Below are 26,809 nucleotides of genomic sequence, written 5' to 3' on the forward strand. Positions count from 1 at the left end.
CATTTTCAATGAGGTTTTTTTAGGCCTAAAAAAAAGTGAATTTTTTTAATAAAATTGTTTGGTGAATTGTAAAAACCAACTATATTTGCACCCGCAACGCCGATATAGCTCAGCTGGCTAGAGCAGCTGATTTGTAATCAGCAGGTCGTAGGTTCGAGTCCTATTATCGGCTCCAAAAGAGACAACGAAAGTTGTCTCTTTTTTTTATCCCCAAATTTATTAATAATACACCGCTCATCGTCCATCGCCCACCGAACCCCGAACATAGCCCATCGCTCACCGATAACCGAATCCCGAAAATCATTCCCCTGTCACTTCGAGTGCATTTATGTAATGCAATGAAATAAATGAGTATAGAGAAGTACACAGAACAAAAAAAACAAAATAATATTTGCTATTGTAGATATAATTAATACATTTGCCCTATTATAATACGAACATGAAATTATTTAACACTAACGGATTTTATTATTTTTTCTTCTTTATGGAAGAGAAGAGACTTTTCGTGTGTTAATTTTATATAAAACAGCATAACTAGAAGTCTCGATTTATCGAGACTTTTTTTTTGTTAAAAAAAGAAAATGAAAATAGCAATTCAAGGAATAAAAGGGTCATACCACCACATTGTAGCCGAGAACTATTTTGGAGAAGATATTGAGTTGATAGAATGTATGACATTTGGAGAAATGCCAGACCTTGTATTGAGTGGAAAAGCGGATTATTTAGTCATGGCAATTGAAAATTCTATAGCCGGAGCAATACTTCCAAATTACTCTTTAATTGACGAGTATAATTTAGCAATGGTTGGGGAATATTATTTAGGAATCAACCATAATTTAATGGTGATGAATCATCAGAAGATAGAAGATATCAAAAAAGTATATTCTCATCCTATGGCTTTGTTACAGTGTAGAAGTTTCTTTAAAAATCACCCACACATCAAGTTGATTGAAGATGCGGATACTGCAGAAGTAGCTAAGAGAATTCAAGAAAATCAACTAAAAAAAGTAGGAGCAATTGCTAGTGCTAAGGCAGCGGAGATCTATGGATTAGAAATGATTGCAGAACAAATCCAAACCATCAAAAATAATTTTACAAGGTTTGTGATTTTGCAAAAAAAAGAATCGTTAAACAACCCTGAGGTAACCAAAGCTTCTTTAAAGTTTGTTTTAAAAGATGAAAGTGGTTCTCTTGGAGAAGTGTTGATGTTATTGGCAAATCATAAGGTCAATTTATCAAAAATACAATCTTTACCTATTATAGAAACCCCTTGGGAATATGCCTTTTTTGCAGATTTAATTTTTGACGATTATCAAGAGTATAAAAATGCAATGGTAGATATTAGAAGTAAAGTATCGAGTTTAAAAATATTAGGTGAATATAAAAACAATAAGTAATGATTGTTTCGGTAGCAAATAGATTAGACGATGTAAAAGAATACTATTTCTCAAAAAAATTAAGAGAAGTAGCAAGCTTAAAAGCAGCAGGTAAACCAATCATTAGTTTAGGAATTGGTAGTCCAGATTTAACCCCTGACCAACGTGTGTTAGAGGCGTTAAGTAATGCGGCAAAAGAAAGCTCAGCACATGGATATCAGTCTTACCAAGGTTTACCAGCCTTAAGACAAGCCATGGCTTCTTTTTATCAAACTAATTTTAAGGTAGCTTTAAATCCAGACACAGAGGTATTGCCTTTAATGGGGTCTAAAGAAGGAATCATGCACGTTTCTATGGCTTTTTTAAATCCTGGAGACCAAGTATTAATTCCAAATCCAGGCTATCCAACTTATACATCAGTAACAAAATTGGTAGGAGCAGAACCTGTTTTTTATGATTTAGTTGCAGACAAGGATTGGTTGCCAAATTTTGAGGCTTTAGAAAAGTTAGACTTGTCAAAAGTTAAAATCATGTGGATCAATTATCCTCATATGCCAACAGGAGCAACAGCTAAAAATAAGGTGTACCAAAAACTAATCAATTTTGCTAAAAAGCATCAAATATTATTAGTAAACGATAATCCATACAGTTTTGTTTTAAACGATAATCCTGAAAGTATTTTAAATTACGAAGGGGCTAAAGAAGTAGCTTTAGAGCTAAATTCTTTAAGTAAAAGTTTTAACATGGCTGGTTGGCGAGTTGGAATGTTTGTTGGGGCTAAAGAATATTTAGATCAAGTATTAAAAGTAAAAAGTAATATGGATTCTGGAATGTTCTACGGAATTCAAAAAGGAGCTATTGAGGCTTTACACCTATCAAAAGATTGGTTTAAAAGCATTAATGAACATTACCACAAACGCAGAGAAATTGTGTGTCAAATATTAGACAGTTTAAACTGTGTGTATGATAAAACACATGTTGGAATGTTTGTGTGGGCAAAATTGCCAGAAGGAATCACATCAGAACAAATGACAGATAAAATGTTGTATGAAAAAGATGTGTTCATTACTCCAGGATCTATTTTTGGAAGTAATGGAGAAGGGTATATAAGATTATCCTTATGTGTTTCAGAAGAAAATCTGGAACAAGTTTTAGCTAGGGTTAAAGCATAGATAGAGTATAGATAAAGCATAGATAGAGTATTAAAAAGATGTTAGTAACAGTAATTGGTTTAGGGTTAATAGGTGGTTCTTTAGCATTGGAATTAAAGAAACGTTTAGGGTATACTGTTCACGGAATCGATGCCAATGTAGCTAATGCCCAAAAAGCATTAGCACTAGGTATAATAGATAAGATAGTAGACTTTAATCAAATTGCTGATAGTGATGTGGTTGTCTTGGCTGTTCCTGTCAATTTTTTACCAGATTTGGCAATAAATGTGTTAGATACAGTTAAAAAAGATACAATTGTGTTTGATATGGGTTCTACCAAAGAGAAACTGAGCAAAACAGTTGAAAATCACGAAAAAAGAACTAATTTTGTGGCCGTTCATCCTATAGCGGGTACAGAACATTCTGGACCAGAAGCAGCTATCTATCATTTATTTGATGATAAAGTAAATATCATCTGTGATAAAGAGCTAAGCAGTGAGGTAGCCGTAACTAAAGTATTAGATATTTTTAATGCTTTAAACATGAGAACTATTTTTATGAATAGTGCAGAACATGATAAGCATATAGCATATGTTTCGCACTTATCACATATTAGTTCTTTTATGTTAGGTAAAACGGTGTTGGAAAAAGAAAAGAACGAGAAGAATATTTTTGACATGGCAGGCTCTGGTTTTGAATCTACCGTACGTTTGGCAAAAAGTTCTCCTAACATGTGGACTCCTATTTTTATAGAAAACAAGGAGAATATTTTAAGTTCATTAAATGAATATATTGATAATTTAACAGCATTTAAGAATTTAATTATAGAAGAAGATAAAAAAGGTTTGCAACAAACAATGTTGGAAACCAATCATATAAAAGAAGTATTAACAGGAATTCAAAAATAAAAGTATATAATTACTAAGATGGAAAACAAAAAAGAATTAAGAACGTGGTTGGATGATATGAAATTAGATCATCCTCTAGTAATTGCTGGACCTTGTAGTGCAGAAACAGAAGAGCAAGTTTTAAAAATTGCTCACGAATTAAAAGATACAGATGTAACTGTATTTAGAGCTGGTGTTTGGAAGCCAAGAACTAGACCAGGTGGTTTTGAAGGTGTTGGTGCTGTAGCATTACCTTGGTTAAAAAAGGTGAAAGAACAAACAGGATTGTTAACTGCTGTTGAGGTTGCAAATGTAGCTCACGTAAAATTAGCTTTAGAAGCTGATGTTGATATCTTGTGGTTAGGTGCTCGTACTACTGTAAACCCATTTGCGGTTCAAGAAGTAGCAGACGCTTTAGAAGGTACTGATAAAATTGTTTTGATTAAAAACCCAATCAACCCAGATTTAGCTTTGTGGTTAGGTGGAGTTGAGCGTTTGTACAAAGCAAATATTAAAAACTTAGGAGTTATTCACAGAGGATTCTCTTCTTACAAGAAAACTCGTTACAGAAACGTTCCTCAATGGCAATTGCCAATTGAATTGAAACGTCAATTCCCAGATTTACCTATCATCAACGATCCATCTCACATTTGTGGAAATAGAACAGGAATCCAAGAAATTTCTCAAATCGCTTTAGATTTGAACTTTGAAGGATTGATGATTGAAACTCATATTACTCCAGATGACGCTTGGTCTGATGCTGCACAGCAAATTACTCCAGCTCGTTTGGTTGAGATTATGAACGATTTAAAAGTTCGTAAGCCTAAAGCTGAAGGAGAAACTTTAGATCAATTACAGCAGTTAAGAGCTGAGATTGATGTAATTGACAATCACATTATTGATACTTTAGCTGAGCGTATGAAAGTTGCTGCTCAAATAGGTGAGGTTAAAAAATCTAAGAATATCTCTGTTTTACAAGATGCTCGTTGGGGAGAAATTTTACAGAACATGGTAGCTGTTGGAGAAAAATCTGGTTTAAGCCAAGAATTTATCGAATCTGTTTTTAAAGCAATTCACCAAGAATCTATCAACAAGCAAGAAGAAATAGTTACTTCTAAGTAATTAAAAATTCTTTATAATATTTAAAAACGAGAACAAGGTAAACTTGTTCTCGTTTTTTATTTACCCTAATTTAAGAAACAAATAACTTTTTTATCTTTCCGATAGAATAAGTAAGTAGGAACAACTATTTTTACGGTATGAATGGAATTGTTACAAAATCTACAGGAAGTTGGTATTCAGTAAGAACTGAAGACGGAGAAGTGCATCAATGTAGAATTCCTGGAAAGTTTAGAATGAAGGGAATTAAAAGTACCAATCCCATTGCTGTTGGAGATGAGGTTTCTTTTGAATTAGAGCCTAAAAAAGAAACAGGAGTTGTTAAAGAAATTCACGAACGTAGAAATTTCATCGTTCGTAAATCTGTAAATTTATCTAAACAAACCCATATCATTGCATCTAATATTGATATTGCTTTTTTAATTGTAACCCTTCATAATCCAGAAACTACGACTACTTTTATTGATCGATTTTTAGCTACGGCAGAAGCCTATAGTATTAAAACTATTTTATTGTTTAATAAGGTTGATACGCATGACGAAGAAATGGATGAATATCGAGAAGCGTTTAAATATATTTATAGCAGTATTGGTTATAAGTGTATTGATGTTTCTGCTACCCAAAAAATAAATATCAATCTTGTTAAAGATTTAATGAAAGATCATGTGAGTTTGTTTGCAGGTCATTCTGGAGTAGGAAAATCTACCTTAGTAAACGCTTTAGAACCAACTTTAGATTTAAAAACAAAAGAAATTTCTGAACAACATCAGCAAGGGCAGCATACTACAACTTTTGCAGAAATGTATCCTTTGTCTTTTGGAGGCTATATTATAGATACTCCAGGAATTAGAGGTTTTGGTGTAGTAGATTTTGATAAATATCAGGTGACAGATTATTTTCCAGAATTATTTGCTTTAAAATCCGATTGTAAGTTTAACAATTGTTTGCATCTTAATGAACCAAAATGTGCTGTAAAAGATGCTTTGGAAAACGGAGAGATATCAGAAACTAGATATGAAAGTTATCTTCAATTATTAAGTGAAGACGAGGAACATTACAGACAAGATACTTTTAAGTAATGAGAGTAGTTATTCAGCGAGTTAGTGAGGCATCCGTTACTATTAATCAACAAAAAGTAGCTCAAATAGCTAAAGGATTAGTAGTGTTGGTAGGAATTGTTCCCGAAGATACTCAAGAAGATATTGAGTGGCTTTGTCAAAAAATCATCAAATTAAGAATATTTGGAGATGATAAAGGTTTGATGAATCTATCTTTAATAGATGTTGATGGTGAGATAATCGTAGTAAGTCAGTTTACGTTACATGCTTTAACTAAAAAAGGAAATAGACCTAGTTATATTAAGGCAGCGAGACCAGAGGTAGCTATTCCTCTCTATGAAAGTTTTAAAAATCGTTTGAAAGATTTATTACAAAAAGAAATTCAGAGTGGTGAGTTTGGGGCGGATATGAAAGTTGCTTTGGTTAATGATGGACCTGTTACCATTATAATGGATTCGCACAATAAAGAATAGTTATGAAGAAAATACTTGGCATTTTATTATTCTGTTCATTTTTGAGCTTTTCTCAAGAAAAATTTCAAGTAGAAAAATTACCCTCTAGAATTCGTTTATCAGCAGAAATTGTTGGAATGCAAGGAGAGCCTAATATTGGTTTTGTAGGGCATGGGTATGAAATGTTTGGATTGATATCAAATGCGCCTAAATGGTATTTTGGTGTAAACTCCTATTCAGCTTTAACAGGAATTAGATCAGGTCTTTTTGTATTTGGAATTACTGCAGGAATTCAAAAAACGATTGTTAAAGATTGGCTTTTTTATGATGCCGGTCTTTTTTTAGGAGGAGGTGGTGGAAGCGGTGCTCCTGATGGTGGTGGATTAATGGTGAGACCCCATTTGGATTTGGAAGCTTTTGTTACTAAAAAAATATCTTTAAGAGCTGGACTTTCTTTGGTTGATTTTCCTAGTGGCGCTATTAATAGTTTTAATTTTAATGTAGGAGCAACAATTAATACAGATGCCTATATAGCCAATAGCATCAATACAACTAAAACAGGAAGTGCTACAGCCTTTTTTAACACTGTGGAAATTAGTGGTCTTTCTATGAATTTATTAAATTATAAAAAAGGTCCTTTAAAATCAGATGTTATAGTTGATAAATCTGCACCGAGTATTTCTTTATTAGGAGCAATGATTAAAACAGGTTATCACAATAATTTTTATGGTATTTTAAAACTTGGTGGTGCTTTTATTGGTGAGGTAGATGGTTTTATGATGCTTTTATCTGGGGTAGGTTATGAAATCCCTTTAACGCCTTGGTTTTCTTTTGATGTAAAAGGATTGGTGGGAGGAGCTGGTGGAGGAAATGTTCAGTTTGGAGGTGGTTTTGCCACTCAAATAGAAGTAGGAACAGGATTTCATTTCTCGGATTATTTATTAAATGTAAGTTATGGAAATACCTATGCTCCAAATGGGAATTTTGAATCTAATCATTTAGATATTTCTATTGGTAAGAGATTTAAGTTGTATAAAAATCCTAAAATAAATTCTATTGAATTGATAGAATCAAGTAATCTAAAAAAGGAAAATTTTAGTTTTACTACTTATAATAGAGCTTATTTTTCAGCGAATAAAAAAGATAAAAATGGAAGAGATTACGATAAAGTTTTTAATTCTGTTGGATTTGAGTTAGAAAAAAGATTAAACAACACTTTTAGTCTTGTAGGAGCTACTGTTTGGGCTTATCAAGGGAGTTATGGAGCCTATGCTGAAGGTTGGTTGGGATTACAGTATTATTATCCTATAACTAGTTCTTGGAGCGCTACGGCAAAAGGTTTGTTAGGTGCAGGAGGAGGAGGAGGAATTGATTTAGGTAGTGGTATGCTTTATCAATATACTTTAGGATTAGAAAAACAAATTAATAATCGTTGGAGTTTTATTCTAAATGCAGGGCAGGTAAGAGCTGTGGATGGTAACTTTACACCTGTTTTGGTAGATGCTGGTATAAAGTTAAATATTAGCCAATTGGTAAAAAATTAGTTCCAAAAATTCCAAATTAATCCTAATCTAATAGAAAGGTCTCTAGCAGGATTGTTTGGAGTAGCAAAGTAATTTCTTCCTGTTAAAGAAGCTGTAATATTTTCTACTTTAAAATAAATTCTAGTACGTCTTACTTCTCCATTTACAAATACATCAAAGGTAGGGTAATCACCTATTTTTGTGTCATTTTGAATGTAAAATTCGTTTAATACGGGGTTAAAAGCATTTGCATAGTACTTGGTAAAGTATTTAAATCCAACACCTATTTGCGCTAATAAAGGTTTCCCTTTAAAGAAATAATTTTCGTAGTAAAAAGTGTTTCTAGTCACAAATTCAGGTACTCTAAAAACTGCACTACCACGAGCTAATTTTTGATACATAAGCGTGTTGTTCAACCTAAACTTTCCGAATTTAAATTCGTTATTTACTTTTATTTTTAAATAGTCAATTGTTTCGGTATTTTGACTTGCAATACTGTTGCTGTTATAATAAGTGTAATTTTTTATTTGATGGATATAAGCATCAGCATTAATCCATTTAGTTTTAATATTTCCATATACAGTTCTGTACACAATATTTTCGAAACTTTGGTTCCAATTAAAATTACTGAAATTAGATTGATAGAACATCGTATTGGTATTTGGAGCAGCAGTTTTTAACTGAATACCAGCTCTGGCCAAAGTATTGTTTTTAAGTTTAAAACCAGCATTTATATGCAGGTTACTTCCAAAATCACCTCCGCTAATAACTTGTTCTGCATAGGTATTTAAAAAGATGCCTTTTAGTTTTCCATTCCAATTAGCTCCGGCAGAAGTATAACTTGTTGTTTTGCTTTTTGGGATAATATTAGACCCAACTACTAATGAGTTATCATAGGTTTGCTTAAAGTTATAAAGGCTACTAAAAACTTTAAAGTTTCCTAAAATCCATGGAGAGTTAAATTTTAAATAGACTTGGTTTTCTGTTTCAGAAAAGTCGGTTTTATCATTGGTAACATCATTAGTTCTTGTTCCGTAAATATTAGAGTTGTCATCAAAATATTGGGTGTCTTCAGACTCAAAACTATATTTTGAGGTTTCGTAACTAATATGGTGTCCTAATTTTAAATTGGTTAAGTGTTGATCTAAACTATCTTTTGAATTTAAAATTCTAAGCTCGTGTTCATAATAATATCTGGTAGATTTAAAGAGACTTTCAGAACTTGATAAGTTTACATTTACTCTACTTCTTACAGAAAAGTCAGGATTGTCATTTTTAAACTCCGTAACAGAGCTATCAGTTAACCCTCCGTTTTCAAAATTGCTTAATTTTTGAGAGATAATATGTGTTCTAAACTGGTATCTTTTACTAGGGTTAAAATAGCTGTAAATAAAACTAAAATTAACATGGCTTGTTCGTTCTCGTTGATAATTTCCTTGGGATCTTAATCCTTTATAGTTAAGTGCAACATTATTGTGCTTTCCAAAATTAGTGGTAAACAAAGTGTTTAAATATTGTCCTGTAAAACCAGAGCGATAGTTTAAAACTGTAGTAGGAGTGGGAACATGATAGTAATTAACATCTTCAGTTTTATAAAAATTATATTGTTTTGCTGTAACTCCAAGTTTAGGGGTGATTTGATTGTTGATTAAATCATAACCTAATTTATTAAAGGTTTGCCCTTGATTGGCAAACGCTAGCCATTCAAAATCATCTTGATGAGTGTAGTTATGAGCAAAATACTTCTGGATGCTTAAAATAGTGTCTATCTGTATAGTGTCTAAATCATAGGTAATCATTTTATAATCAACATATCTACCTCCATACATGTTTCTAATACTATCTAAAGGCATATCCTTAGATGTTTGTTCTTTTTGTATTTCTATTTTAGTTTCTACAATTTCATTTTCTTGAGAAAATATAGGTAGTAGATTTATAAAAGCTATCCAAAGGAAGATGTATTTTTTCATATTCAATAATTGCAAGACAAAGGTAATTTTTTTAAACGAATTAGTTTGATTAATATTGGGCAGTACAAGTATCAATATGGGATTAAAAATAAATTATTCAGGACATTTTTTAGAAGCAGGAACAGATGAGGCTGGTAGAGGTTGTTTGTCGGGGCCAGTGGTAGCTGCAGCAGTTATTTTACCAGAAAGTTTTAATCATCCTTTATTAAATGATTCTAAAAAGTTAACGGAAAATCAGCGAAAAAAATTGTTGCCCATTATAGAAAAAGAAGCAGTTTCTTTTGGCGTTTCTTTTGTAAATCAACAAGAGATTGATGAAATAAACATCCTTCAAGCATCTATTACAGCAATGCACAGGGCAATTGATAAATTGAGTATTAAACCCGATTTTATTATTGTTGATGGGAATAAGTTTAGACCCTATCAAGACATCCCTAGTGAAACTATTGTAAAAGGAGATGGTAAGTATTTATCTATAGCTGCAGCATCTGTGTTGGCAAAAACTTATAGAGATTTTTATATGGAAAAAATTCACGAAGATTTCCCTGCATATAACTGGAAGAAAAACAAAGGATATCCAACAAAAGAACATAGAAGAGCTATTTTAGAGTTGGGTAGTTGTGAGCATCATAGAAAGTCTTTTAAATTGTTGCCAGATGATCAGTTGAGTTTGTTTTAAGACTCAATTAATTCCCATTCAAAAAGTTGACCAAGGTGATGTAATATTTTTTCTTGAATTTCTTTAATATCTAGTTTTCTTCCTAGTTCTGCTTCCATAGAAGTCACAGCTTTTCCTTTGATTCCACAAGGAATAATATTGTCAAAATATCCTAAATCTACATTAACGTTTAAGGCAAATCCATGCATGGTCACCCAACGGCTACTACGAACACCCATGGCGCAAATTTTTCTAGCAAATGGAGTTCCAACATCTAACCAAACTCCAGTTTCTCCAGAACTTCTTTCAGATTTTATTCCGTATTCTGCTAATGTTAAAATAACAGCTTCTTCTAAAAAACGTAAGTATTTATGGATATCTGTAAAAAAATTATCTAAATCTATAATAGGGTAGCCAACAATTTGTCCTGGTCCGTGGTAAGTAATGTCGCCACCTCTATTGCTTTTATAAAAAGTAGCTCCTTTGGCTTCTAATTGTTTTTCGTTTAGCAATAAGTTAGAAATATCTCCACTTTTACCAAGGGTGTAGACATGTGGATGCTCTACAAACAAGAAGTAATTTTTGGTAGGTTTTTCTGTGTTGTTTTTACGATTATCCATTTTAGATTGGATAATTTCTTGAAACAATTGGTCTTGATAGTCCCAAGTTTCTTTATATCCTTTTTTACCAATGTTTTGGTATGTAACGAGCTTGTTTTTCATTTCTGCTAATTTCTGAATATTCGTTGAATTATGCACTACTAATTTTTTAGAATTACTACCTTTAACTTTATAAAAGGAAAGAAGATGTCTATTAAGGTTGTTGATGTTTCTAAACAATACGGTGAACAAATTGCAGTAAATGGTTTAGATTTTGAAATTAACAAAGGAGAAATAGTTGGTTTTTTAGGGCCAAATGGTGCAGGGAAATCTACTTTGATGAAAATGTTAACAGGTTATATAAAGCCTACCAAGGGAGCATTATTTATTAATGATATTCCTGTGATTTATAATCAGAAAAAAACAAATAAACATATTGGGTATTTGCCAGAGCACAATCCTTTGTATAAAGATATGTTTGTAAAGGAGTATTTAAGATTTGTCGCTCAAATTCATGAAGTTGATAAAAATGAAATTGATAAAGTGATTTCTAGAACAGGTTTGACAGCCGAAGCATCAAAAAAAATACATCAACTTTCAAAGGGATATCAACAAAGAGTTGGATTGGCTGCTGCTTTAATTCACAATCCAGATGTGTTGATTTTAGATGAGCCTACCACAGGTTTAGATCCTAATCAAATTTTAGAAATAAGAGCTTTGATTAAAGAAATTGGAAAAGAAAAAACAGTATTGTTTTCCACGCATATTATGCAAGAAGTAGAGGCAGTTTGCGATAGAGTTATCATCATTAATAAAGGAAATTTAAGGGTAGATGAAAAACTATCAACTCTAAAAGCTGGTCAACAACAAATTATACAGGTTACTTTTGATTTTAAAATTGAAGAACAATTTGTGAAACAAATTTCAAATTTAGTTTCTTGGGTAAATTATCACGATAATGAATGGGAGTTAACTTTTGATACCCAAAAAGATCAACGTGCTGCCATTTTTGATTTTGCTCAAACCCAAGGATTAAAAATTTTACAAATGAATACCAAAAACAAAACTTTAGAAACTTTGTTTAAAGAAGTAACAGCGTAGATTATTTAATCAATTCTATGCTAATCGGGTATTTATATAATAACCCTCCGCTAGCATTAATAGTTGCGATAATCACAAAAATTAAAGAAAACAAACCTAGTATAATGGCTAGGGGGATTAGTATAAAAGCTCCTAAACCAAAAGTAAATAAAGTAAAAACGATTGCTCCAGCACCAATAATTAACATGGTAAGTTGAAAGTTTAATGCTGATTTTCCATGCTCATTTATAAATTGGCTTTCATCTTTTTTTAATAACCATATAATTAATGGAATTACGATTGGAAAAACGCCACTTAAAAAAGCTGATAAGTGTAAAATCATTGCTAAAACTTTTTCTGTACGAGTATCCATCATAACTTTATTTTTTTTGAATTTTATTTGTGTATCTTTTCCTTGCTGATAAATATACTATGAAACTTACTGTAAAACAATTTAACAGGTTTATTTTATACAAGCTACCATCTGCTTATTTGTGTGGTGTAAGGTTGTTAACGTTAAATGATAGTACTGCTGTGGCTAAAGTAAAATTTAAGTGGATTAATCAAAATCCATTTAAATCTATTTATTTTGCAGTCTTGGCAATGGCTGCAGAGCTATCTACAGGGACTTTAATACTAAAACAAACTCAAGAAAATAAGCATAAATTCTCTACTTTGGTTGTAGGGATGAATGCTCAGTTTTTGAAAAAAGCTGTGGGCGAAATTCGTTTTACCTGTACTGGAGGAGATGATATTAAAGAACACATACATACCGCTATAAAAACCCAAGAAGGAGTAGCCTTTACTTTAGAGAGTATTGGCGTTGATGAAAGTGGTGATGAAGTAGCTAAGTTTGAGTTTTATTGGAGTATAAAAATTAAAGCCTAGCGTCTAGTTCTTCTTTTAAAAGTAATCCATATTTACTTTCTTTAACCTCAGGAGTTAAAGCATCATATATTTGTTTTTTTAACTTTGGAGCAGCATTGTCCATTCTAGTAACGGCTATATAAGCAGCAATTACATTGCTACTATTGTTGATAGCGTAGTTGGCAGAAAATAAATATATACGTTTTAAATTATGATTGTATTTGTTGTTGATATCATCAACCTTGTCTAACTCTCCATTTTTTTGAGCTTCAAACTTTTCTTTAATAAGGTCTAGGTTTTGGAACTGAATTTCTTTGGTATAACTATCATGTTCCATTAATAAATCTTGTTGCTTAGAACCTGTGATTTTTGCTTTTGAGATAAATTTATTTAAATCAGTTTCAATATCGATAGTTCCAGGTTCCCCAAAGAATAAAATCCTTCTCGTTAAAGATTTGTCTAGCGATATTGCAAACATATCAGCTTCTTTAATGTTTTCAGAAAACGAAAAAACTTCTTGAGCATCATCAATATATACTGAGTCTAGTACTTGGCTTCCGTTTAAATCTAGCTTTTCTAAGAAAATAGTTCCTTTTTTTAAACCGGTTATTTTACCGTGTATATTAAAGTTGGCATTGTTTTGTTTAGAGCAGCTAATAAAGAATGTAGCTATAGCTATTAAAGAAATAATTTTTTTCATAATCATTGGTAAAATAAATAACCCCACTACAAAAGTAGTGGGGTTACAAATATATCTATTTGAATATTATATACAAATTCTTATTTTAAGAAGTCTGCCAATGGGCTAAAGTACATGTAAGTTAACACAACAATAATAACTACTGCAGTACTTACTTGTTTTAAATACTTCCAAGGAGTAATATCTACTTGCTCAGTGTACTCTTGTATAAAGTCAGTATCTCTAGGTCTAAGTTTACCGATAATTAACATGATTACAATGTTAAGAACAAATAAGATAGCCATTACGTGTAAGAAGTGAGGGTAAGTTCCACCAGATTCTACAACCATAGGCTTTAAAATAAATTGACTAATTGTGTATAAAACTACACCAGAAACCAATCCAACTTTAGCAGCAAGTGCAGGAACACGTTTTGTTATATATCCTACTACAATAATTGTAAAGATTGGAATAGAGTAACATCCGTTAATTTCTTGTAAATAGTTAAATAAACCTCCTTTAGCATAAATTAAGAAAGGAGCGATACAAACCCCACCAATAGCTAAAAATACACCAAAAGTTTGTCCCATTTTAACAACCTTAGCTTCAGAAGCTTCAGTGTTAATATGTGCTTTATAAATATCTAAACCAAAAATAGTTACAGATGAGTTTAATGCTCCGTTAAAAGAACTTAAGATAGCTCCAAACAATACAGCAGCAAAAAAACCAACCATTCCAGCAGGTAATACTTGTTTTACTAATAATGGGTAGGCTTGATCTTTATAAATACTGTTTCCTCCAGCAAAAAAGTCAAAAGATTCTGGATGTTGAGACATGTAAAAAGCAATGATTCCAGGTAGGACTAACATTAAAGGTCCTAATATTTTTAAGAAAGAAGCAATTAATAATCCTTTTTGACCTTCGGCTAAGTTTTTAGCACCCAAAGCTCTTTGAATAATAGCTTGGTTTGTTCCCCAATAGAACATTTGTACCAACATTAAACCTGTAAATATGGTTGCAAAAGGAACAGACGCTTCTGGACTTCCGATGGCATTAAATTTTCCTGGGAATTCTGTAATTAAATTATCTACTCCTGCTAATGCAGAACCATCTCCAATAGCCATTAATCCAAATAAAGGAATAGCCAATCCACCAATTAATAAACCAATGGCGTTAATAGAGTCAGAAACAGCAACAGCTTTTAACCCACCAAATACAGCATATATAACACCAATAAATGCAATTGAGATAACAGTAGGCCATAAAGCTAAAAAGTCATATTCTCTTTGTAAATCTAATAATTCAGCGGGGCTTAAAGTACTAGCTACATTTTCTGGAATAACTAAACCTAAAGCGGTAGGGACATCAAACATTGTGTTTACAGCCAATGCTCCAGAGTATAATACAATTGGTAATAAAACAACTACATATCCACTTAAGAACAATCCAGAAACCCAAGTTTTAGTCATTTTATCATACCTGTTTTCTAAAAATTGAGGTACTGTTGTGATTCCTCCTTTTAAGTATCTAGGTAACAAGAACATAGCGGTAAGAACCATCGCGATAGCGGCTAAAGTTTCCCAAGCCATTACAACAACTCCTTCTTCAAAAGCTGCTCCATTTAGTCCTACAATTTGCTCTGTAGACAAGTTTGTTAATAATAATGATCCTGCAATTACGGGTCCTGTTAAACTTCTACCTCCTAAAAAATATCCATCAGAAGAGTTAACATTTTTTCTTGTTGCAAGCCATGCAATAAGGGCTACTAATAGGGTAAAGCCCAAAAATGATGCTATTGATAAAATCATAGTTGAATTAGTATTAAATATAGTTAAATTAGTATTATGGTGTAACTTTTTACGGATGGCAAATTAGTAATTTTAAGGTTATATTAAAGAAATATCCCTTTTTTTTTGCTTTATTGCCTAAAAATGAACTAAAAAAGTTAATTTTCAATACTGGTAGGTATTTAAACAGAACAGGGGGTTAAATAAAGTTTTTGATGGCCTTTGCTACACCATCTCTTTTATTAGTATCCGAAACAGCATTAGAAATTAATAGCACCTCTTCTTTAGCATTTCCAACAGCCACACCAATTTTTACTGCTTCTAACATTTCAATGTCATTATAGTTGTCTCCAAAAGCAATACAATCTTCAAGAGTAAGATGTGGATATTTACAAGCTAATAATTCCTGAATACCTGTAAGTTTAGAAATATTTTTATTGGCAATTTCTATATAAGTATCTTTTGAACGATATAAATGTAGTTTATCACCATGAAGTTTTCCTAATTCAGAATACACATAATCCATGTGTTCTTTATCTCCCATACACATTACTTTGTGTGCTCCTTTTTCTTCGCTAATCCATAAATTGATAACATCTTTTGTAGATTTTACAATAGGAGTAACCTTGGTATTTTGTTCTTCTCTTTTTGCCCAAAAATCCATAGAGGGAACATACCAATCATCATGATTGTATAAACTGATATGAAATTTACCTTCTTTATTTAAGTCTGCAATATCTTCTAAAATAGTTGGAGCAATAGAAATGTCATCAACTACTTCACCATCAACCAATACCAAACCACCATTGTAGCAAATTAAAGGTAGATTTTCAATATTTAAATCTTTTTGAATATGCGTCATAGCCGAAGGCATACGAGAGGAGATTAAAATAAAAGGAACATTTTGCTCGGTAATTCTAGCAACTTGTTCTTTTAACATTTCAGAAACTTCGCGCTCTGAGTTTAATAAAGTTCCGTCAATGTCAGTAAATGCTATTTTGATGTCCATAATGATTAGATTTGAGATTAGACAAAAATAACTTTTTGATGGAATAATTAGGGGAGAAAATCAAAATAAAGAAGGGAAATATGATATAAAGAAACAGCCTTTATCAAAAAAATGATAAAGGCTGTTAAATTTGGATGTGGTTTTAATCAAAAAAAATTATTTGATTAGTTCATAACTACGTTTGATGAATTTGGTTAACTCTTCACCATGTAAAAGGTTTTGAGATAATTTAGCCAAATCAAAAGCTTGAGAAATTAAAGCTTTTTGTTTGTCTTCATCGGCAGCTAAAATATCAGAAACCAATTCGTTGTTTGTATTTACTACCAAGTTGTACATTTCTGGCATGTTTTCCATTCCAAACATTCCACCACCTCCAGTAGCGCTCATTTCTTTCATTCTACGCATAAATTCTGGAACGGTAATTATAAATGGAGAAGCGTTAGAATCCATAGCTTCTAACTGCACAGTATAGTTTTCTTTAGGTACAGCAGCTTCAATAATTGGCTTTAACTTGTCTTTTTCTTCATCAGATAATTTAGAAATTACGTTGTCGTCTTTCTTAATTAAATTATCAACATGGTCAGCATCTACACGTACAAAAGTTACGTTCTCGTTAGTTTGCTCTAATTTTTGAATTAAGTGAGAAACAATTGGAGAGTCTAGTAATAATACTTTGTATCCTTTGTCGTTAGCAGATTGAATAAAGCTGTGTTGTGCTTGTTTGTTAGCTGCGTACAATACTACTAATTTACCATCTTTGTCAGTCTGAGCATCTTTAAATTGCTCTTTGATTTCCTCTATAGTTAAATAACCACCATCTGTTGTTGGGTATAAGGCAAATTTGTTAGCTTTTTCAAAGAATTTTTCGTCAGATAACATTCCGTACTCAATAATAACTTTGATGTCATCCCAGTAACCTTCAAAAGCTTCTCTATCTTTTTTGTAGATAGAACTTAATTTGTCTGCAATTTTTTTAGTGATGTATCCAGAAATCTTTTTAACAGCACCATCGGCTTGTAGGTAAGAACGAGATACGTTTAATGGAATATCTGGAGAATCAATAACACCTTTTAACATTTGTAAGAAATCAGGAACAATTCCTTCTACATTATCTGTAACAAATACTTGGTTTTGGTATAATTGAATTCTATCCTTTTGCATATCCATGTTTTTAGACAACTTAGGAAAGTATAAAATACCTGTTAAGTTAAATGGATAGTCTACGTTTAAGTGAATGTTAAACAATGGCTCTTCAAATTGCATTGGATACAATTCACGATAGAAGTTTTTATAATCATCACCTTCTAAATCTGATGGCTTTTTAGTCCATGCAGGATTTGTGTTGTTGATGATGTTATCTACATCAATTTGTTTGTGAGGTTCTTTTTCTTCGGTACCGTCTTCTTTTTTAACAACTTTTGGCTCAAAGTTAGGGTCGTTTACCTTTTTAGTACCAAATTTAATTGGCACTTGGTTAAAGCGGTTGTATTTAGTAAGTAATCCAGAGATTTTAGATTCTTCTAAAAAGTCTAAAGAATCTTCTGCAATATGTAAAATAATTTCAGTTCCTCTTTCTGATTTTTCTACTTGTTCTAGTTCGTAGTTTGGAGAACCATCACAAGACCATTTTACAGCAGGAGCATCTTTGTAAGATTTTGTAATTAATTCTACTTTTTCTGCAACCATAAATGCAGAGTAGAATCCTAATCCAAAGTGACCAATAATTCCTGAGTCTTCTACTTTGTCTTTGTATTTTTCAATAAATTCTTCAGCTCCAGAAAAGGCAATTTGGTTGATGTATTTTTCAACCTCATCTTCTGTCATCCCTAAACCTTGATCGATAATATGAAGTTTTTTACCTTCTTTATCAATTTTCACTTCTAATTTAGCATCCCCTAATTCAACACCTTCTGCTTCTCCAATAGTAATTAAGTGTTGTAATTTTAAAGTAGCGTCTGTTCCGTTAGAAATTAACTCACGTAAAAAGATTTCGTGGTCAGAGTATAAGAACTTTTTAATTAATGGAAAGATGTTTTCTACCGATACATTAATGTTTCCTTTAGCCATAATAATATATTTATGTTAATTGTTTAAAATCTGTGCTAAGCTTTAAACAAATAGAATACCAAAAGAATAATAATGACAGGTTGTCAGTGGTTAAAACATATCGCCACCTGAATCTCCTTCGTGATCTTGTTGATTTCTTCGGCTTTCTTTTTCCTTAGGTTTTATACCAAAGTTGTATACAAATCCTAAAGTTACTTTACGACTTTCCCATTTAAATTGTCCATCTTGATCAAATGGAGCATCAGAACTAAACTTTACTCCAAAGGTGTTAAAGATGTCTGATAGTCCTAAAGAAAGTGTTCCTTTGTCTTTTAATACTTTGTAACTAGCACCTGTATTTACCATGTACATTGGTTTTCTGGTTCTTTGTAAACTTTCGCTAGCTCCTCTGTACATAGTAGATAATTGAAAAGTTAATTTATCGGTTGCGGTAAAGGTGTTACTCGCTCTAAAATTAAAACGATTGTTGGTTACACTTCTGTTTTCATTTGCTACAAATCCTTTAATTTTTCTAGTATAAAAATCTGTACTAGCATTTAAACGCCACCAATTTTGTATGCGTAAATAAGCGGCTAATTCAAACCCGTAACTATTGGTATCATCAAAATTGTCATATGATAAAATAGCTCTATCAGGTTGGGTAGGATCTACAGATACCGTTCTGCTAATATTATCTTTGGTGTTTCTAAAAAACGCTGTGGCAGAAACATTTCCGATACCAACTTCACGATTATATCTTACTTCTAAAGAATTGGTGAATTCTTGTTTTAAATCTGGGTTTCCTCTAGAAACCACCAAAGGAGTTCCCCAAGAACGAATAGGAGTAACTTGTTTGATAGAGGGTCTATCTACCCTACGAGAATAACTCAACTGAATTTGATTGTCATCATTTAACTCGTATGTTGCAAAAAATGATGGATATAAAGAATTAACTTTTTGGTTAATGCTGCTATTTTGATTGTCTACATCTGTGTGAAAATCTCCATTAATATTATATGATTCTGCTCTTAATCCTGCTTGAATTCCTAAAGCATTAAACTGTTGTTTATAGTTAAAGTATGCAGAATATATTTTTCTAGTATAAGTAAAATTTGATAAATCTCTTGATACAGTATTACTATTGCTGTCTAAAACTTCTTGGGTAGAAAAGTTTTGATTATCAGTATTTTCTTCTCTAAGTTCCAAACCAGCTTCAATATAACTGTCTTTAGCAAAAGGTTTGGTGTAGTCTAAGTTGATTAACGTTAAATCATTATTGTTAGAGATATCTTCGGTGTAATTACTGCTTTTATCATTTGGAGAAATATTGTTTGCCCAATTACTGTTTTCTGGTTGTGTACGTTTGCTGTACATGGTTTCAATACTTAACATATGGTCTTTATCTTCTCCAAATTGTTGGTAAATACCAACGTTATATGTTTGATTTTTTGGTTTTCTTGTAAAAGTAAATTGATTGTCACTCAGTATTGGTGAGTTTTGAGTATCCGATATTTTGGTGTTGTTTTGATAATCTAAATCAACAAAACTTTGTGAGGTAGAAATTCCAAAACTAGTTTTTTTAGTGATGTCTATATCGGCACCAATTTTAAAAAGCTGATTTAAAAAATCATCATTTCCGTCAATGTCTTGATAATTTGTACTTGGGCTTCTTCGCTCTAAACTTCCAAAAGTATTTTTCTTTCCGCCGTTAACATTATAGTTTCCGTAGAAATTTACATGTTTGGTTTTATAATTTAGATTAACACCTCCTGTTTGAGTAAAGTTTCTTCCGTATTGACTGGTAGATGAAACACTACCATTAATACCTAATCGAGAATTTTTTATCAATTCTATATTGATGATACCACTATTTCCTTCTGGATTGTATTTGGCGGATGGATTGGTAATTAACTCAATATTTTTAATAGTACTAGAGGGAATTTGTTGTAATAATTGATCTGTTGGAATATTGGTGGGTTTTCCGTCAATTAAGACTCTAACATTGGTGTTACCTCGTAAAGAAAGCTCTCCTGTTTGCTGATCTACAGAAACAGATTGTACATTGTTTAATACATCTGCAGCAGCAGCCCCTACGGAGGTTAAATCTTTTCCAACATTAATGACAAGTCTGTCAATTTTTTGAGTAACAGTAGAAGTTTCCGCTCTAATCACGACTGTATTTAAAGCTTCTACATTTTCGTTTATCAATATTTTTTTAAGGTCAACAAAAGAACTTCCGTTAAAGTTAATAGTTCTGTTGATGGTTTTATAACCAATAGCTTCAATGGTTAATATATATTGCTTGTTACTAAGATTCTGTATACTAAAAGCTCCTAACTCATCAGATAAATTGGTTTTAATTTCATTACCACTTTTAGCGTACACGGTAACATAAGGAACAGGTTCATTGGTGTTTTTGTTAATAATGATTCCTGAAATGTAGTTTTTTCCTGTTTGTGAAAATGCAATTTGTGTAAATAGGGTAAGTAGTAATAAAATTTTATTCATGTCGAAGATTTCTCGCAGTTGATAAGTATAGACCTGAGAAATTGGTAAAGGTTTAATTTCTTCTTCTATATTTTACAAAACTGTAGTCGTAAATATTCTTTTCATCTGACTTAAACTCTTCTCTTTTTGTTTCTTCCCAAATATTAGGATTGATATTAGGAAAGAATACATCAGCATCAAAAGAATTATGGACTTCGCAAATATCTAGTTCGTCTACTATGTCGATTGCTTTTTCATAAATTTTAGCTCCACCAATAACAAAGGCATTATCATCTTGTTTGGCAATTTCAATAGCGCTTTCTAATGAGTGAGTTGTAATGCAACCATCAACCTTATAATCTTTATTTCGGCTAATAACAATAGTGGTTCTGTTTGGTAAAGGTTTACCAATAGACTCATATGTTTTACGTCCCATAATAATATGGTGACCAGTAGTTATTTGTTTAAATCTTTTTAAATCGGCAGGTAAATGCCAAATTAAGTCGTTGTCTTTTCCTAACTCGTTGTTGTCTCCTATGGCAGCAATTAGTGTAATCATATACTTTTTTTAATCGGCTGCAATATAATATGATTTTACGATTTATAATTAGGAATATTAAAAACCTACACGGTAAATTTTTTCTTGTTCTTTTTTTAGGATTAAAAGATTGATGTAGCTTTTAACATTTTCTATTAAACCTTTACCGTTGTCTTTTTCGTATAAAAAGTATTTTTTAAATCCTTCATTATTCCTTACCAAATTAGTAATGGTATTTGGAAAGGTGTAACCAAAGTAATAAGGTTCTCCGTTAATTTTTGCTGGGCTTTCTGCTTTAGGAAGTGTTTTAAGATTTTTATAATAATCTTCCATCAATTCCTTGTTTTGAGATTCAATTTTAGCAGCTATTACTTTACCGTTTTTATCAATAATAAATTTAGGCAGTACTTGGTGTTTGTAGTCAATATCATCATTAGTAACCAATGAAAGGTCTATTTTATTATACATATAGTTTGATATGTATATGTAATTACAATTATTAAGCCCTTGATAAGTAGTTTCGTTTTTACATATTTCAAAAACAGGAGGAGTGTATCCAATTACTTTTTCACTGCATTTTACAATAGGTTCTCCTTTGTAGTCTTCTTGAATTACAACCAAAGTGTATTTGTATCGAGAGTCGTATTCTGGAAACTCAAATAAGTTAAAATCAAGTTTTTTAAAAGCTTTTTTTAATTGCTTATCAAGTTTTTTACTAGAGGTATTGGTGTCTATATATGTGATTTGTTTCCATTCGTTAATAGAAAACTCAATGTAGATTTTTCTTCTCCATTCTTTAAACTGTACACTTTTTAAGGCTCTGGTAGAGATGTGTTTTCTAAAGTGCTTTGTAAAAGGATTGTCATAACTGGTATGTCCTTCTACTTTATCAACGATTTTTTTATCAATTTCAATAAACTTTTGAATGCTATCGTTTATCAATAAAGGTTGTATTTTATGTTCTTTAATGGGAACAGTATCTACTATATGTTTTTTGCTTTTACACGCAATACATAATAATAGTAATACAGATAGCTGAACAAGTTTCATTTGTCGATGTTTATACAGATACTTTTCCTTTAATTAATGGATGTGGATCATAATCTACTAAAGTGAAATCCTCATAGGTAAAATCAAAAATATTTTTAATTTCTGGATTTAAAATCATTTTAGGTAAAGGTTTAGGATCCCTACTTAATTGTAACGCTATTTGTTCAAAATGATTGTTGTAAATATGAGCATCACCAAAAGTGTGAATAAATTCTCCAGGTTCTAAACCAACCACTTGTGCAATCATTAAAACTAATAATGCGTATGATGCAATGTTAAAAGGAACGCCTAAAAACACATCGGCACTACGTTGATATAATTGACAAGACAATTTACCCTCGGCAACATAAAACTGAAAGAAAGCATGGCAAGGAGGTAAGGCAGCTTTGTTATTGGCAACGTTTTCTGCAAAAGAAATACTTGTGTCTGGCAATACACTTGGGTTCCATGCAGAAACAATCATTCTTCTGCTGTTAGGATTGGTTTTTAAGGTTTCAATTAACTCAGATATTTGATCAATTTCTTCGCTATTCCAATTACGCCATTGATGTCCGTATACAGGTCCTAAATCTCCATTTTCATCTGCCCAAGCATCCCATATTTTTACATTGTGTTCTTTTAAGTATCCAATATTGGTTTCTCCTTTTAAGAACCAAAGCAACTCGTGAATGATGGATTTTAAGTGTAGTTTTTTTGTAGTTACCATTGGAAAACCTTCAGATAAATCAAAACGCATTTGGTAACCAAAAACACTCTTAGTTCCGGTTCCAGTACGGTCTCCTTTTTGTACTCCGTTTTCTTGAATGTGCTTGATTAAATCTAAGTATTGTTTCATGGTAAAATATAATAAGATGAGTGTAAAATTATAAAAAAAGTCGATACGTTTATGGAGTATCGACTTTTAATATTTTATGTAAATACGATTAACAGTTATCTTCTGTTTAGTTCGTCTCTAATTTTTGCTGCAGTTTCATAGTCTTCTTTTTCTATGGCAGTATTTAGTTTCTTTTCTAATTCTTGAGTAGAAATATTTTGATATGCTTGTTTTAAATCTTCTGGTTTAGAACTGTTAAGCAAATCAGTAATCTCATCCTCTTCTTCCTCAATTCGATTTTCTTCCTCTGGTGCATCAGAAAAATCTTCTTGTTTAAGAATAATACCAGCTTTGTCTAATATGTTTTGGTAAGTATAAATAGGTGTGTTAAAACGAATAGCCAATGCAATTGCATCAGAAGTTCTGGCATCAAAAACTTTTTCTTCATCGTTTTGAATACAAATCATACTAGAGAAAAAGACACCATCGACTAATTTGTGAATGATAACTTCTTTTACACGAATGTTATAAGACTCTGCAAATGTTTTAAATAAATCGTGAGTTAAAGGTCTTGGTGGCGTTATTTCGCTTTCTAAAGCAATGGCAATAGATTGAGCCTCAAAAGCCCCAATAACAATTGGAAGGGTTCTTTCTCCGTCTACCTCGCTTAATACTAGGGCATATGCACCAGTTTGTGTTTGGCTATAGGATATTCCTCTTATGTCTAACTGAACTAAACTCATTCTTTATCTTTAACAATTATGCGTTTTCTGCTTTAAACGCTTTTAATTTTTCAATCAATTGTGGAACAACTTCAAAAGCATCACCTACAATTCCGTAATCAGCTGCTTTAAAGAAAGGAGCTTCAGGGTCTGTGTTGATGACTACTTTGGTTTTAGAGGCATTTACTCCTGCCAAATGTTGAATAGCACCAGAAATAGCAACAGCAATATATAAATTAGCGGCTACTGGTTTTCCTGTTTGTCCTACATGTTCTCCGTGTGGTCTCCATCCCATGTCAGAAACTGGTTTAGAACAAGCGGTAGCGGCACCTAAAACTTCTGCTAAATCTTCAATCATTTTAAAGTTTTCTGCGGCTTTTAAACCTCTACCTCCAGATACAACAATATCAGCATCAGCAATGGCAATTTTTCCAGAAGCTTTTTCTACAGATTCTGATTTGATGCTTGAAGTTAACAAAGCAGGAGAGAATTCTTCAATCTCTGCAGTTGTAGGGTTCTCCTTAATTCCAAAAGAATTTTTTGCTAAACCAATAACTTTACTATCTGCAGTAATTACGGTGTTGCTAAATGCCTTGTTAGAAAAAACTTTACGTTTTATAGTAAAAGGACTTGTGTTGCTTGGAACTTCTACTGCGTTAGAAACGTATCCAGCGTTAAACCTTGCGGCAACTAATGGAGCAAGATATTTTCCATCAGTATTGCTGCTAACAATAATAATGTTGGTATTGCTTGTAAATGCAGCTTCTATAATAATTCCTGCGTATATTTTTGCGTTAAAAACATTAAGGTCACTATTGTTAACATTTAATATTTTATTGGCACCATAATTTTGTAACTCTTCGGGTTGAGTTGCGTTTACAGTAACTACTGTTAATTCAGTGTCTAATTGATTGGCTACTGCTTTTCCGTAAGAAACTACCTCTAAAGCAGTTTTCTTAAATTTTCCTTCGCTACTATCAGCGTATACTAATACAGACATGTTTGTATGTTTTTAGTTACCTATATATTATAAGGCACAAGGTTTTTAAATTAAATTACTTTTGCTTCGTTGTGAAGTAAATTGATCAACTCGTCTAAGTTGTTTGCGTCAACCATTTTACAAGCACTTTTTTCTGCACTTTTCTCAAAGTTTTGAATTTGAGTTGTTGAAGTACTTTCTAGCGGAGCTACAACAGTTAAAGGTTTTTTACGAGCCATCATAATTCCTCTCATGTTAGGAATTTTAAGGTCTTTTTCCTCTACCAATCCTTTTTGTCCAGCAATAATAATTGGTAACGAAGCGCTTAATTTTTCTACACCACCATCAATTTCTCTTGATGCATTAACATTGTTGTTCTCGATTTCTAAACCAATACAACCATTAATGTAATCAATATCTAAGAAAGAGGCAAGTAATCCAGGAACCATTCCTCCATTGTAATCAATAGATTCTTTACCTGTTAAAATTAAATCATACCCTCCTGATTTAAAGATTTCTGCAATCTGTTGAGCAACAAAAAAACCATCTGTAGGAGTAGCATCTATTCTTATAGCTTCATCAGCTCCAATAGCCAATGCTTTTCTTAGTGTTGGTTCACTACCTGCATCACCAACATTTACAACAGTAACCGATGCTCCTTGTTTTTCTTGAAACCAGATAGCCCTAGTTAAAGCAAACTCATCGTAAGGATTTATAACAAATTGTACCCCATTTGTATCAAATTTTGTCGAATCATCGGTAAAATTGATTTTAGAAGTAGTGTCTGGGACGTGACTTATACAAACTAATATTTTCATACTGAGAAGTTTATCTATTTATATGTGTTTCAAAATAAGTAAAAGCTAATGTAAATTAAATTTTGTAAATATTTTGGTTTAATATTAGAAAATATGGGAGTGTTTTTGTTATTTTTGTGAACGTTTAAATAAAATAGAGTACATGAAAACTATACAATTTAGAGAGGCAATTTGTGAAGCGATGAGCGAAGAAATGCGTTTAGATGAAAGCGTTTATTTGATTGGTGAAGAGGTTGCTGAATATAATGGAGCTTATAAAGCTTCAAAAGGGATGTTAGACGAGTTTGGAGAAAAACGTGTTATTGATGCACCAATTGCTGAATTAGGTTTTGGTGGTATTGCCGTAGGTTCTACTATGACAGGTAACAGACCAATTGTAGAGTATATGACCTTTAACTTTGCTTTGGTTGGTATTGATCAAATCATTAACAACGCAGCAAAAATCAGACAAATGTCTGGTGGTCAATTTCCTTGTCCAATCGTATTTAGAGGGCCAACTGCATCTGCAGGGCAATTAGGAGCTACTCACTCACAAGCTTTTGAAAACTGGTTTGCAAACACACCAGGATTAAAAGTTGTAGTACCATCTAACCCATATGACGCAAAAGGATTGTTAAAAGCATCTATTAGAGATAACGATCCAGTTATTTTTATGGAGTCTGAGCAAATGTATGGTGATAAAGGTGAAGTGCCAGAGGGAGAATACATTATTCCTTTAGGAGTTGCTGATATCAAAAGAAAAGGTACAGATGTAACTGTGGTTTCTTTCGGAAAAATTATTAAAGAGGCTTATAAAGCTGCTGAAATTTTAGAAAAAGAAGGAATTTCTATAGAGATTATCGACTTACGTACAGTTCGTCCTATGGATACTAAAGCTATTATAGAGTCTGTTAAGAAAACTAATCGTTTGGTAATTTTAGAAGAAGCTTGGCCATTTGGTTCAGTTGCTACTGAAATTGCATACAGAGTACAAGAACAAGCATTTGATTATTTAGATGCTCCAATTCAAAGAATCAACACTGCAGATACACCAGCAGCATATTCTCCAGTTTTAATGGAAGAGTGGTTGCCAAATGCACAAGACGTTATTGATGCTGTAAAAGCAACTTTATACGTAAAGTAATTTCTGCGTAACAACAT

General features: G+C 32.0%; 25 protein-coding genes and 1 tRNA gene. 12 read left to right on the plus strand and 14 right to left on the minus strand.

Translation table 11 applies throughout. The features are described from left to right. Nucleotides 1-98: 98 nt before the first annotated feature. The 8 genes from AXE80_RS01150 (at nt 99) to AXE80_RS01185 (ending at nt 7,587) form a co-directional block, all read left to right on the plus strand. Nucleotides 99-175, plus strand: a tRNA-Thr gene (locus tag AXE80_RS01150). 406 nt (nt 176-581) lie between these two features. Next, a complete protein-coding gene (locus tag AXE80_RS01155; RefSeq protein ID WP_068824086.1) occupies nt 582-1,397 on the plus strand; it encodes a prephenate dehydratase in 816 nt (271 codons plus the stop codon). 2 nt (nt 1,398-1,399) lie between these two features. Continuing rightward, entirely contained in the window at nt 1,400-2,548 is a 1,149-nt protein-coding gene (locus AXE80_RS01160; protein WP_068828581.1) for a pyridoxal phosphate-dependent aminotransferase, read from the plus strand. A gap of 38 nt (nt 2,549-2,586) precedes the next feature. Further along, on the plus strand, nt 2,587-3,435 hold the full coding sequence (locus AXE80_RS01165) for a prephenate dehydrogenase (protein WP_068824087.1): 849 nt from the start codon (nt 2,587-2,589) through the stop codon (nt 3,433-3,435). An 18-nt stretch (nt 3,436-3,453) separates the two neighbouring features. Then, complete coding sequence (locus tag AXE80_RS01170; protein ID WP_068824088.1) at nt 3,454-4,536, plus strand: bifunctional 3-deoxy-7-phosphoheptulonate synthase/chorismate mutase type II; 1,083 nt, start codon at nt 3,454-3,456, stop codon at nt 4,534-4,536. Between the two features lie 137 nt (nt 4,537-4,673). Then, nucleotides 4,674-5,612 carry a ribosome small subunit-dependent GTPase A gene (rsgA, locus tag AXE80_RS01175; RefSeq protein WP_068824089.1) on the plus strand — a complete coding sequence of 313 codons (939 nt, stop codon included), beginning with the start codon at nt 4,674-4,676 and terminating at the stop codon, nt 5,610-5,612. Continuing rightward, complete coding sequence (dtd, locus tag AXE80_RS01180) at nt 5,612-6,064, plus strand: D-aminoacyl-tRNA deacylase (RefSeq protein ID WP_068824090.1); 453 nt, start codon at nt 5,612-5,614, stop codon at nt 6,062-6,064. Before rsgA ends, dtd begins: the two co-directional genes overlap by 1 nt. 2 nt (nt 6,065-6,066) lie before the next feature. Beyond that, nucleotides 6,067-7,587, plus strand: a complete 1,521-nt coding sequence (locus AXE80_RS01185) for a hypothetical protein (RefSeq protein WP_157359316.1) — start codon at nt 6,067-6,069, stop codon at nt 7,585-7,587. Here AXE80_RS01185 and AXE80_RS01190 read toward each other — a convergent pair. Then, nucleotides 7,584-9,536: a putative porin gene (locus tag AXE80_RS01190; protein WP_083194438.1), complete on the minus strand. Its 1,953-nt coding sequence runs from the start codon at nt 9,534-9,536 to the stop codon at nt 7,584-7,586. The two genes, AXE80_RS01185 and AXE80_RS01190, sit on opposite strands and share 4 nt — an antisense overlap. A gap of 76 nt (nt 9,537-9,612) precedes the next feature. Between AXE80_RS01190 and AXE80_RS01195 the strand changes: the two genes are divergently transcribed. Next, nucleotides 9,613-10,215 (plus strand): ribonuclease HII, encoded by a 603-nt coding sequence (locus tag AXE80_RS01195; RefSeq protein ID WP_068824093.1) that lies wholly within the window; start codon nt 9,613-9,615, stop codon nt 10,213-10,215. On the opposite strand, the gene lipB is transcribed toward AXE80_RS01195, so the two are convergent. Further along, on the minus strand, nt 10,212-10,916 hold the full coding sequence (lipB, locus tag AXE80_RS01200) for a lipoyl(octanoyl) transferase LipB (protein ID WP_068824094.1): 705 nt from the start codon (nt 10,914-10,916) through the stop codon (nt 10,212-10,214). The genes AXE80_RS01195 and lipB overlap by 4 nt on opposite strands. A gap of 84 nt (nt 10,917-11,000) precedes the next feature. Between lipB and gldA the strand changes: the two genes are divergently transcribed. Continuing rightward, on the plus strand, nt 11,001-11,894 hold the full coding sequence (gene gldA / locus AXE80_RS01205) for a gliding motility-associated ABC transporter ATP-binding subunit GldA (RefSeq protein ID WP_068824095.1): 894 nt from the start codon (nt 11,001-11,003) through the stop codon (nt 11,892-11,894). Between the two features lies 1 nt (nt 11,895). Here gldA and AXE80_RS01210 read toward each other — a convergent pair whose 3' ends face one another. Continuing rightward, complete coding sequence (locus AXE80_RS01210; RefSeq protein ID WP_206208130.1) at nt 11,896-12,246, minus strand: DUF4870 domain-containing protein; 351 nt, start codon at nt 12,244-12,246, stop codon at nt 11,896-11,898. 59 nt (nt 12,247-12,305) lie between these two features. Here AXE80_RS01210 and AXE80_RS01215 point away from each other — a divergent pair, with 59 nt between their 5' ends. Then, nucleotides 12,306-12,761 carry a DUF4442 domain-containing protein gene (locus tag AXE80_RS01215; protein ID WP_068824097.1) on the plus strand — a complete coding sequence of 152 codons (456 nt, stop codon included), beginning with the start codon at nt 12,306-12,308 and terminating at the stop codon, nt 12,759-12,761. Here AXE80_RS01215 and AXE80_RS01220 read toward each other — a convergent pair. The 11 genes from AXE80_RS01220 to AXE80_RS01270 all read right to left on the minus strand — a co-directional run bounded on the left by AXE80_RS01220 (nt 12,751) and on the right by AXE80_RS01270 (nt 25,669). Next, a complete protein-coding gene (locus AXE80_RS01220) occupies nt 12,751-13,440 on the minus strand; it encodes a DUF4369 domain-containing protein (protein ID WP_169816798.1) in 690 nt (229 codons plus the stop codon). The two genes, AXE80_RS01215 and AXE80_RS01220, sit on opposite strands and share 11 nt — an antisense overlap. An 80-nt stretch (nt 13,441-13,520) precedes the next feature. After that, nucleotides 13,521-15,227, minus strand: coding sequence for a solute:sodium symporter family transporter (locus tag AXE80_RS01225; protein WP_068824099.1), 1,707 nt, complete (start codon nt 15,225-15,227; stop codon nt 13,521-13,523). 178 nt (nt 15,228-15,405) lie between these two features. Further along, nucleotides 15,406-16,215 (minus strand): Cof-type HAD-IIB family hydrolase, encoded by an 810-nt coding sequence (locus AXE80_RS01230; RefSeq protein ID WP_068824100.1) that lies wholly within the window; start codon nt 16,213-16,215, stop codon nt 15,406-15,408. 156 nt (nt 16,216-16,371) lie between these two features. Beyond that, complete coding sequence (htpG, locus tag AXE80_RS01235) at nt 16,372-18,282, minus strand: molecular chaperone HtpG (protein WP_068824101.1); 1,911 nt, start codon at nt 18,280-18,282, stop codon at nt 16,372-16,374. A gap of 90 nt (nt 18,283-18,372) precedes the next feature. Further along, the gene (locus tag AXE80_RS01240) at nt 18,373-20,769 is read right to left on the minus strand and encodes a TonB-dependent receptor (RefSeq protein ID WP_068824102.1); all 2,397 of its coding nucleotides are present in this window, start codon (nt 20,767-20,769) and stop codon (nt 18,373-18,375) included. Nucleotides 20,770-20,821: 52 nt separating this feature from the next. Next, nucleotides 20,822-21,307, minus strand: a complete 486-nt coding sequence (locus AXE80_RS01245) for a dihydrofolate reductase (RefSeq protein WP_068824103.1) — start codon at nt 21,305-21,307, stop codon at nt 20,822-20,824. Nucleotides 21,308-21,364: 57 nt separating this feature from the next. Next, nucleotides 21,365-22,336 carry a hypothetical protein gene (locus AXE80_RS01250; RefSeq protein WP_068824104.1) on the minus strand — a complete coding sequence of 324 codons (972 nt, stop codon included), beginning with the start codon at nt 22,334-22,336 and terminating at the stop codon, nt 21,365-21,367. A gap of 10 nt (nt 22,337-22,346) precedes the next feature. Continuing rightward, nucleotides 22,347-23,171, minus strand: coding sequence for a thymidylate synthase (locus AXE80_RS01255; RefSeq protein ID WP_068824105.1), 825 nt, complete (start codon nt 23,169-23,171; stop codon nt 22,347-22,349). A 95-nt stretch (nt 23,172-23,266) separates the two neighbouring features. Next, on the minus strand, nt 23,267-23,893 hold the full coding sequence (locus tag AXE80_RS01260) for a bifunctional nuclease family protein (RefSeq protein ID WP_068824106.1): 627 nt from the start codon (nt 23,891-23,893) through the stop codon (nt 23,267-23,269). 16 nt (nt 23,894-23,909) lie between these two features. Continuing rightward, on the minus strand, nt 23,910-24,872 hold the full coding sequence (locus tag AXE80_RS01265) for an electron transfer flavoprotein subunit alpha/FixB family protein (protein ID WP_068824107.1): 963 nt from the start codon (nt 24,870-24,872) through the stop codon (nt 23,910-23,912). A 50-nt stretch (nt 24,873-24,922) separates the two neighbouring features. Beyond that, complete coding sequence (locus AXE80_RS01270; protein WP_068824108.1) at nt 24,923-25,669, minus strand: electron transfer flavoprotein subunit beta/FixA family protein; 747 nt, start codon at nt 25,667-25,669, stop codon at nt 24,923-24,925. Between the two features lie 142 nt (nt 25,670-25,811). On the opposite strand from AXE80_RS01270, the gene AXE80_RS01275 reads away from it, so the two are divergent. Next, complete coding sequence (locus AXE80_RS01275) at nt 25,812-26,792, plus strand: pyruvate dehydrogenase complex E1 component subunit beta (RefSeq protein ID WP_068824109.1); 981 nt, start codon at nt 25,812-25,814, stop codon at nt 26,790-26,792. Nucleotides 26,793-26,809 lie beyond the last annotated feature (17 nt).

Source organism: Wenyingzhuangia fucanilytica (genome assembly GCF_001697185.1).
Classification (GTDB): domain Bacteria; phylum Bacteroidota; class Bacteroidia; order Flavobacteriales; family Flavobacteriaceae; genus Wenyingzhuangia; species Wenyingzhuangia fucanilytica.